A 9,063-nucleotide genomic window follows, 5' to 3' on the forward strand; every position below is an offset into this window, starting at 1 on the left:
TCCGTGGAGATCGAGGTGGTCCTGTGTCAGGTTGGTGAAGCCGGCAACGTCGAACGTCACCGAGTCGACCCTGTGGAACGACAGGGCATGGGAGGAGACCTCCATGGAAGCCGCCTCCAGCCCGCGTTCGCGCATGAGGGCGAGCAAGGCATGGACATCCGTTGATTCCGGCGTGGTCAGCAGGCTCGGGATGGCCTCACCCCCCGCAAGAATTTCAATCGTCCCGATCAATCCCGGGTTCATGCCCAAGGCGCGGAGCAGGGAGTTGATGAAATACGTCGTCGTCGTCTTGCCGTTCGTACCGGTTACACCGAAAAGCGTCGGCGAAACCCCATCCAGTGGTTGGCTTCGATAAACGAGGGCCGCGAGTGAACCGACGGCTGCGCGGGGATTGCCGACGATCAGAACGGGAACAGCAAGATCCTCAAGGGCCAATTGACGTGCGCCGTCCTCATCGGTCAAGACGGCCACGGCACCGGCTGCCACCGCTTGGCTGACAAAGTCGGCCCCGTGGCGCGTGGCACCGGGCAGCGCCAGGTACAAGTCTCCCGGCTCGACGGTGCGCGAGTTGAGGGACACACCCGTCACCGACGTGGCGGCGGAGTCCGGCGGCAGCGCGATTCCGAGGGACGAGGCGACGGCTTCCAGGGGAACAGGCGCCACGACGGCTGGACGGAAGCCGGGTTTGTCGGTAGCCGGCGGGTTCCCTGTAGGGATCGATACGGCATCATTCTGCTCTGACAAGGTGGTCTCCGTTGGTACTCGTAAAACTGGCCGCACGGGAACCCTCAGGGCTCCCGCGAACGGCATGGTTGGATCGAAATGTGGCCGGACAGATGCCCAACAAGCTTACTTGGCGAAACTGAACTACTTGCCGTGCTGGCCCTATTTGGCGTACTGGGGGAACCGCGCCGGCGTGCCGGTGGACGGCGGGACGTTGTAGGTACGCAGGACCTGGCCCATGACCGAGCGGAAAATCGGTCCTTGGGTGATGCCGTAAATGCTGCCCTTGGGCCGCTGGAGGACGACCTCCACGATGAAGCGCGGATTGTCCATCGGCGCCATGCCCACGATCGACGCGGTGTAGCCATCGAAGCCAGGGAGGCCATCTTCACGCGGTGCCTGGGACGTACCTGTCTTGGCGCCCACCCGGTATCCGTCGATGGCTGCATCTTTCACTTCGCCCATGGTGACGTTGCTCTCCAGGATGTCCCGCACTTGCTGCGCGGTTTCCTTGGTAACGACTTGCTGGGAATCCTTGGCAGGCACTTTCTCCTCGGCTCCGTCGGCTCCGACGTAGCCGTCGATTAGCCGCGGTTGCAGCATCACGCCGTCGTTGGCAATGCTTTGGTACGCCCGGACGGTCTGCAGCGTTGACTGTGAAACGCCTTGGCCGAACAGCACGGTGTATTGCTGGCGGTCATCCCATTGATCGGGCTTGGCCAGGATGCCTGAGGTTTCGGCGGGAAGGCCAATGTCCGGAGCTTGCCCGATACCGAAGCGGGTGAGGTAGTCGTAACGCTGTTGCTTGCTCAGGCGGCTGCCGATCATCACGGTACCTGTGTTCATCGAATATCCAAGGATGCCGGCAAGGGTCCTCTGCTCGGTTCCATGGTCGAACGCATCGGTAAAAGTCTGACCGTCGATGGTCAAAGCCGGCGGAATGGTGACAGTGTCCAGCGGGCTGGACTTTCCTTCATTGATCGCGGCCGACGCCGTAATCATCTTTTCCACCGAGCCAGGCTCATAGGCAGCCGTCACTGACCGCACGCCGCGGTCCGCGGCCGCCACTTTGCCCGGGTCGTTGGGATCCGGGGCATTCGTGTCCGCCATCGCAATGAGGTTCCCGGTCTTGATGTCCTCGACGACGATCGATCCCCACTCGGCATTGAGCTGGTTGACCTGGGTCTGGATGGCCTGCTGCGCAAAGTACTGGATGTCCGTGTTCAGCGTCAGCTTGACGTCTTTGCCGTTGACGGCCGGGGTCAGCAGATCGGTTGCCACGGGGATACGGAGGCCGTCGGCGCCGATCTCAAAGACGCGTTTGCCGTCTTTGCCGCGCAGGAGGTCGTCCTGGGTCTGCTCAAGTCCGGCTTGGCCCGTGGTGCCGTCCTTGAGGAAGCCGATAATGCCACCCGCGACGCTGCCGTTTGGATAGACGCGCTTGCTGATGCCCTCGGAGACGATACCGGGGATATGCAGTTGGGAAATCCGGTCTTCGAGATCGGGCTTCACTTCCTTGGCCACGATGTTGTATTTCTTGTCGCCGGTCACTGCCTGCGTTACCTGGCTGACGTCCATGCCCAGGGCGCTGGAAAGTTCTGCTATCCCTTGGGTCCTCGAGATCGTGTCGATGGCTTGGGTTTGCGTGTTGTAGCGCGAAAACTCAGAGGTGTTGGTGTTGACGGTCTGGTCGACCACGATGTTGTAGCGGATCACGCTGCTGGCCAGCACGGTGCCGTTGGCGTCAAGGATCTTGCCGCGTTCGGCGGGCAGGACGGTGGTGGTCAGCCGGTTGTTGTAAGCAGCCTCGGCCATTCCGCCGACGTCGAGTCCCTGGACCAGGAACAGCTTGCCCCCAACCACCAGCAACAACGTCAGCATGATTCCGAGGCCGAGGCGCAGGCGCTTCTTCGCCGCCGGCGTTCTCTTGTTCTTCGATTTGCCGGTATTTTGCACCACGTCGATTCCTTGCTGCTTGCCTTGCTGTTTACCTGAAATCAGGTCGGCTGGACGCTACTGCCCGGGTACCTTCTGCTGTGGAGCGGGGACCGAACCACCGTGGAGATCCACAACCGGCGGCTTGGGTGCCGCAGGAGCCACGGGCGCCTGCGGTTTGGCCGGCGTGGAGTCGGCGGCCCCGTTGGGCTTGCGGCTATCCAGTGAATCGTTCTTGGCGGGTGCCGAAGGTGTGACGCTCGACTGGCCTGCGACCGCAGGGGCAGCGATGACGGCACCGGGATTCTGTCCCTTGGTTGCCGGCGTGGCCTTTCCTGTGACTGTCAAGTTGTCCAGATCGATCTGTCCCGTGGCAGTGGAAGCTACCATTCCCAATTCTGCGGCCTTGGCGGCAAGATTCTGGGGAGCCTGGTAGTTCTGGACCTGCTGTGTCAGATCCTGGTTCTGCTTGTTCAGGGACGCGGCGTCATTCCTGAGCTTCACAAGGTCGTATTGTGCCGTGGAAACGGAGATGTTGAGCACCAGGACAGTCAACAGGGCTGCCGCCAGCACGCCGAAGCAAAAGACGACGAACGGAGTCCGCCGTCGTCCGGGAACACTCTGTACAAGCGAGAGCGGCGTCCGCGCCTTCCGGGTCGTGTCGCGTTCCGGTCCCCGGGCGGGCAGGGCACGCGCGGTGTTCCCCACCGTGGTCGGCAGGATCTTCGCGGCAGCGGTGCTCATGCTGTTCTCCTCGCTTTGATGCGTTCCACGGCCCGCAGGCGGGCAGATGCCGCACGCGGGTTTTCGGCGATTTCTTCAGGTGTGGGCACTTCCGTGCCCTTGGTCAGGGTCTTGAATTCCGGTTTATGTTCTTCCAGCTCCACGGGGAAGCCGAGCGGGGCCGATGACTTGGACCGGGATTGGAAGACCGATTTGACGATCTTGTCCTCGAGTGAGTGGTACGACATCACTACTGCTCGTCCGCCCATTGCCGAGGCCGCGAGAGCGGCAGGCACTGCCCTCTCCAGGACGTCGAGTTCCTCGTTGACTTCAATCCGCAAGGCCTGGAAAGTCCGCTTTGCCGGATGCCCGCCGGACTTCGCAGCGGCCGCAGGAACAACTCCGCGGATCTGCTCGACGAGTTCACCGGTGGTGGCGAAGGGCTTGATCGCCCTCGCCGTGACGATGCGGTTTGCGATCCTGCCGGCGAACTTCTCTTCGCCCCACTTGCGGATAATCCGCACCAGGTCTTCTTCGGAATAGTTGTTGACGACGTCGGCAGCGGTCTGGCCGCGGCTCGTGTCCATCCGCATATCCAGCGGGGCGTCGTAGGAGTAGGCAAAGCCGCGCTCCCGCTCGTCCAATTGGAGGGAAGACACACCCAGATCCATGAGGATGCCGTGCACTTCCGGGATTCCGAGGTCTGCGATGACATCTTCGATTTCGTCGTAGACGGCATGTACCAGGTCGGTGCGGGCCGCGAAGGGTCGCAGGCGCTCACCGGCAAGGGCCAAGGCCTCTTCGTCCCGGTCTATCCCAACAAGATGCAGATCGGGGAACCGCTGGAGCATCGCTTCGGAGTGGCCACCCATTCCCAGCGTGGCGTCGATGACGACGGGCGTTTCGCCACGGTTGCGGGCGGCCTCAAAACCTGGTGCCAACAAATTGATGCACCGGTCCTTCAGGACCGGTACATGTCGCTCCGAGGTGGGTTTTGGCGCGTCTTGCTCCTCCATGCGGCCTCCTCAGAGCTGATTCGTTCGTCTGTCAGTCGGGCGGGTCGCTTCTTGAGCCGGATCCCCATCCGCGCCTATCGCAGCGTCCGCCTGGCTCCGGGGAAGGTGAGCCAGGAAAACTATGTGATGGGCGGCTGGAGATCCCGTCCAAGAAGCATTGCTGCTTCCTGTCCCGGTTTCTAAATGAACCCGGGAAGGTTGTCGTCGTCGGTCTCCGAGAAGGCGGCTTCCTTCTCGGCCAGGTACTCATCCCAAGCCTGGGCATCCCAGATCTCCGCACGGGTTCCGGCGCCAATGACCGCCAATTCCCGCTCAAGACCTGCGTAGCTCCGGAGCGCCGGCGGAATCGTCACGCGCCCCTGCTTGTCAGGTACCTCGTCAGAGGCTCCGGACAGGAAAACCCGGATGTAGTCACGTGACTGCTTGGAGGAGATGGGGGCCTCCCGCATGGACTCGTGAATACGTTCGAATTCCCGCTGGCTGAAGACGTAGATGCAACGCTCCTGGCCCCTTGTGAGCACCAAGCCGTCAGCAAGTTCCTCGCGGAACTTGGCGGGAAGGATGATCCGGCCCTTTTCGTCCAGACGGGGAGAATGCGTGCCAAGAAACACTGGCCCACCGCCCCCATCCGTAAAGGTGCCCGTACCTGCCCCACGCCGCCACTACCCTCTTACTTGCTCCACTTTACTCCACAAGCCCCCACAGTCAACGCAATCCGGCGTGTTTCTGCCCCACATTCGAATGCAGGAGCCTGAAAACGCGTGGATCTCAGGGGTGGTTGGTGGTGGAGGAGACTTTGCCGCGGCGCTGCAGGGAAGCGCACGACGGCGGCATGGAAGTCGCGCCGACGGGCTCGCTCGGCGTGCGAGCGCGGCGTTAAATGCGAAAAGACCCGATATTCGGGTCTTTTCGCAATCAGGCCGGAGCCTGGTGGTGCAATGTGGAGGACTCGGCTTCCGAGTGGAGGCCAAGCCCCTTGGTGGAGCGCTCAGCTCTCCTCGCCGCGGCGGCGCTCGTCCCAGCGTTCTTCGAGGTTGCTCATGAACGAGTTCTTCGACTTGCCCGGCTTGGCGCTCTTCGACTTCCCGCCAGCTGCCCTTCTCAGGGTGGCAAAGTAGACGCCGGCGCCCATCACGATGAAGCCCAGCACGCCAAGGAAGATGTTCTGCAAGGACACACCTACCAACAACAAGAGAATTCCGGCGATAGTGCCTAGAACGCCAATAACGATGTGCCTGGTCGACCATGAACGAATGGGGTCAGAGCCCATTGAATTGGCAAACTTCGGATCGTCCTCATGCAGTTGCTTCTCGAGTTGCTCGAGGAGCTTCTGTTCGTGCTCCGATAGGGGCATCGCGACCTCCTTTAGTCGGCCAGCGTCTGGATACGCCGCGGCCGTTGCCTCTGTTCCCTTGAACGGACGAACCCAAAAAAGGGTTCCCGAAGACCGGGTCTTGTGAACACGGTCTCACGGAACAGACGCAACATGGCAATTTATCCAGACGGTCTAAATCTGTGTATCTCTAGGATAGTTTGTTGGCCGCTGTTCTGAAAGACACGCCGGAGGGCACTCGTGGGCCCTTCGAAGCCTAGGGAGAACCCGGCCTGTCGGGCTCCGCGTGCGGCTCCAAAAGCGTCGCCGGAAGGACAGTCTTGCTGCCGAATCGCTCGGTGACACGGTCAAGCGCCTGTTCAGCCGCCCGCCAGTTGTCGTCCCTGCGATCGAAGCTTAACTGCAGCGAGGCGTGTTCCGCCGCTTCGAGCTGCTCGGCCCGGACTCCTATAAGGCGCACACTCATGGGCCGCTCCCCCAAGGACTCCAGCAACTGGCTCGCCACCTGATAGATCAACTGGGCGCTATCGACCGGCGTATGCATTGTCTTGCTCCGGCTGATTGTCGAAAAATCGGCATAGCGCAACTTCAGCGCGATGGTCCGGGCCAGCATTCCGGCTGTCCGGAGCCGTGACGCGGTTCGGTGGGAGAGCCTCAGCAACTCGCGATGGAGGAGCGCGTCATCCGGGGTGTCGACAGCGAACGTTTCTTCGGAACCTATGCTCTTCTCGAGCCGGATAGGCGTGACCGGCCGGGGATCCAAGCCCATCGACAATCGGTGGACGTGCTCGCCCGAAGCTCCCAGGACCTTTTTCAAGGAAGCAAGCGGCGTGGCCGCAACGTCAGCGACGGTACGGATCCCCAGCCTGGCCAGAACGTCGGCGGTCTTGGCCCCGACTCCCCACAAGGCGTTCACGGGCAGGCTGTGCAAATAGGCTACGGTCTGCCCCTCCTCAATGAGCAGCAGTCCGTCGGGTTTGCAGCGCGTAGATGCGATTTTGGCAACGAACTTGTTGGTGGCTATTCCCACGGACGCAGTGATCCCTAGCTCGGAGGCAACGCGGCTCCGGATCAGATGGCCGATCTGGAGAGGCGGACCAAGCCGCCTGATTGCGCCACCGACATCCAGGAACGCCTCGTCGACGCTCAAGGGCTCCACGAGGTCCGTTATCGATTCGAATATTCCCATCAATTGCCGGGACACCTCGTAGTAGAGGCTATGGCGGGGTTCGATGATGACCGCGTTGGGGCACATCCGCATGGCGTTGGCCATGGGCATGGCAGACTTCACACCGAGCGCGCGCGCTTCGTAGGAGGCGGACAGCACAACGGAGCGATCCACCGGAAAACCGACAATGACGGGTTTCCCCTTGAGTTCAGGCCTGGTGCGCAATTCCACCGAGACAAAGAAGGCATCCATGTCCACGTGGAGGATGCTGGTGCGCCTCAGTTCCCGCAGGGCAGCGGGATCCGGGGCGAATTCCTGTCCGGGGCCCCGCCCGTTGTTCTCTGCTTGTGGTCTCACAAGGAAATCCTATGCCGCGGCACTGGTTACTGGTGGCCGCATCCGGCGCCCTAAACTGGAGGCAGCATCCGGCGTCGTCCCCAGGAGGAAATCCCTGTGAAGCTCTTTGGAAAGCCTCAACCCGTCAGCTTGGCCTTGTTGGCCACGGGCGTCGCGTTGACCATCTCGGCTTGCGGGTCGTCCCCGGCAGGCACGACATCCCAAGGGGCGGCGCCAACATCGTCCGGGGCGGCCACTGCCTCGGCAAGTCCGGCACAGGCCACCGCGTCCACGGCTGCCTCAGGAGCTTCGGCGGCAGTCGGCTCCCTGGTCCAGGGATTCCCGCAGCAACTGATTCCCTTGATGCCCAGGGCGGCTGTGGAATCCAGCAGCTTCGACAAGAACTCCTCGCCGGCGTCGGTGGCCTTGGTCGGCACCATTGCGTCCCCGTCTGACGCAGTTGTGGCCTTTTATACCTCCGCGCTCACGGCGCAAGGCTTCAAGGAAGTCCCCGGAAGCACCGTGGGAAGTATCAAATCAAAGGACTTCCTGCGTGGCGACAATGAAACAGTGAATATCTCGGTGGTGGAAACCGCGGGCAAATCCACGTTCACCATCGGTGCCAACGTGGCCGCCGGGTCAATCAAGTGACCGCGGAGAGCCTGGGTTCGGAGCAGAGCCGTTTTGTGGCCGATGTCGCCGCCAAACTCAACGGTTTCCTTGGGGTGCAACAAGAAACGATGGCCACCATCTCCCCCGATGTCGCTCCCCTCATGGGTTCAATCACGAGCCTTGTGACCGGTGGCAAACGGCTCCGGGCGTTGATGTGCTACTGGGGGTGGCGGGGTGCCGGAGGTGAGTCCGCACATCCCGACATCATCACGGCCGGCTGCGCTTTGGAACTCTTCCAGGCCGCAGCCCTGATTCACGATGACATCATCGACCGCTCTGATACACGTCGCGGCGGTCCGAGTGTGCACAAGCGGTTCAGCCAGCTCCATGAGGGCGAGGGCTGGGCCCTGGACAGCGAACGCTTCGGACACGCGGCCGCGATTCTCACCGGAGACCTCTGCTTGTCGTTCAGCGAGGAGGCGTTCACGGAGATCGGCAGCAGGGCCGCTTCCGGCACGGCTGCGCGGCGGATCTTCAACCTGATGCGCGCCGAGGTCATGGCCGGCCAATACCTGGACATCCTCGAGGAAGTCGCGGGTCCGGTGCGGGACCGCGCGGGTGCCGTCGATCGCGCCCAGTCCATCATCCGTTTCAAGTCGGCGAAGTACTCAACGGAACACCCCTTGGCCCTTGGGGGCGCCTTGGCCGGTGGCAGCGAAGAGCTCCTGCAAGGATATTCCGCTTTCGCGTTGCCCCTTGGTGAAGCATTCCAGCTCCGCGACGACGTCTTGGGAGTGTTCGGGGATCCCGGGACTACTGGAAAGCCCGCGGGAGACGACCTCCGCGAAGGCAAACGGACGGTCCTGGTGGGATTCGCCATCAACCAGGCCGCTGCGGATGATTCGAGCTACATCGATACGATGCTCGGACGGCAGGACCTTGGAGAGGCCGAGGTCGCCGAAATCAGGCGGATCATTGTGGATTGCGGAGCGCTCGAAGCCACGGAGGCGATGATCGAGGAACTCAGCAACGAAGCTTTCGAGGCCTTGGAACGCCTCCCCCTGGCGGACCTCCCCCTCACCGCGCTCAGGCAGTTGGCCGAAGCCGCCGTCAGCCGGGCCGCGTGAACTCTTTCATAATTCCGCGTTAAGGGCAGTCTAAATACCTGCCTTAAATACAGTGGTGGGGGGGGGGGGGGGGGGGGGGGGGGGGGGGGG

At 62.3% G+C, this 9,063-nt stretch carries 10 protein-coding genes; 2 read left to right on the plus strand and 8 right to left on the minus strand.

The window, feature by feature from the left end:
- The 8 genes from AC3WJU_RS20760 to AC3WJU_RS20795 form a co-directional block, all read right to left on the minus strand.
- A partial coding sequence (locus tag AC3WJU_RS20760; RefSeq protein ID WP_492260732.1) for a Mur ligase family protein occupies positions 1 to 744 on the minus strand: 744 nt, incomplete at its 3' end.
- 141 nt (positions 745 to 885) lie between these two features.
- The gene (locus AC3WJU_RS20765; RefSeq protein ID WP_306963706.1) at positions 886 to 2,682 is read right to left on the minus strand and encodes a peptidoglycan D,D-transpeptidase FtsI family protein; all 1,797 of its coding nucleotides are present in this window, start codon (positions 2,680 to 2,682) and stop codon (positions 886 to 888) included.
- 54 nt (positions 2,683 to 2,736) lie between these two features.
- Positions 2,737 to 3,402, minus strand: a complete 666-nt coding sequence (gene ftsL, locus AC3WJU_RS20770; RefSeq protein ID WP_306963703.1) for a cell division protein FtsL — start codon at positions 3,400 to 3,402, stop codon at positions 2,737 to 2,739.
- Positions 3,399 to 4,397, minus strand: a complete 999-nt coding sequence (gene rsmH / locus AC3WJU_RS20775) for a 16S rRNA (cytosine(1402)-N(4))-methyltransferase RsmH (RefSeq protein ID WP_492260733.1) — start codon at positions 4,395 to 4,397, stop codon at positions 3,399 to 3,401. Before rsmH ends, ftsL begins: the two co-directional genes overlap by 4 nt.
- A gap of 179 nt (positions 4,398 to 4,576) precedes the next feature.
- Positions 4,577 to 5,008, minus strand: coding sequence for a division/cell wall cluster transcriptional repressor MraZ (gene mraZ / locus AC3WJU_RS20780; RefSeq protein ID WP_059389147.1), 432 nt, complete (start codon positions 5,006 to 5,008; stop codon positions 4,577 to 4,579).
- 377 nt (positions 5,009 to 5,385) lie between these two features.
- Entirely contained in the window at positions 5,386 to 5,751 is a 366-nt protein-coding gene (locus AC3WJU_RS20785) for an SCO2097 family morphological protein (protein WP_059389148.1), read from the minus strand.
- A 235-nt stretch (positions 5,752 to 5,986) separates the two neighbouring features.
- Positions 5,987 to 7,189, minus strand: coding sequence for a DNA polymerase IV (gene dinB / locus AC3WJU_RS20790; protein WP_253257384.1), 1,203 nt, complete (start codon positions 7,187 to 7,189; stop codon positions 5,987 to 5,989).
- A gap of 182 nt (positions 7,190 to 7,371) precedes the next feature.
- The gene (locus AC3WJU_RS20795; RefSeq protein WP_492260734.1) at positions 7,372 to 7,674 is read right to left on the minus strand and encodes a hypothetical protein; all 303 of its coding nucleotides are present in this window, start codon (positions 7,672 to 7,674) and stop codon (positions 7,372 to 7,374) included.
- Positions 7,675 to 7,756: 82 nt separating this feature from the next.
- Between AC3WJU_RS20795 and AC3WJU_RS20800 the strand changes: the two genes are divergently transcribed.
- Together AC3WJU_RS20800 and AC3WJU_RS20805 are read left to right on the plus strand one after the other, a co-directional pair.
- Positions 7,757 to 7,885, plus strand: coding sequence for a hypothetical protein (locus AC3WJU_RS20800; RefSeq protein WP_306963697.1), 129 nt, complete (start codon positions 7,757 to 7,759; stop codon positions 7,883 to 7,885).
- Positions 7,882 to 8,973, plus strand: coding sequence for a polyprenyl synthetase family protein (locus AC3WJU_RS20805; protein WP_492260735.1), 1,092 nt, complete (start codon positions 7,882 to 7,884; stop codon positions 8,971 to 8,973). Before AC3WJU_RS20800 ends, AC3WJU_RS20805 begins: the two co-directional genes overlap by 4 nt.
- Positions 8,974 to 9,063 lie beyond the last annotated feature (90 nt).

This window comes from Arthrobacter sp. FW306-1B-F12A (genome assembly GCF_058781865.1).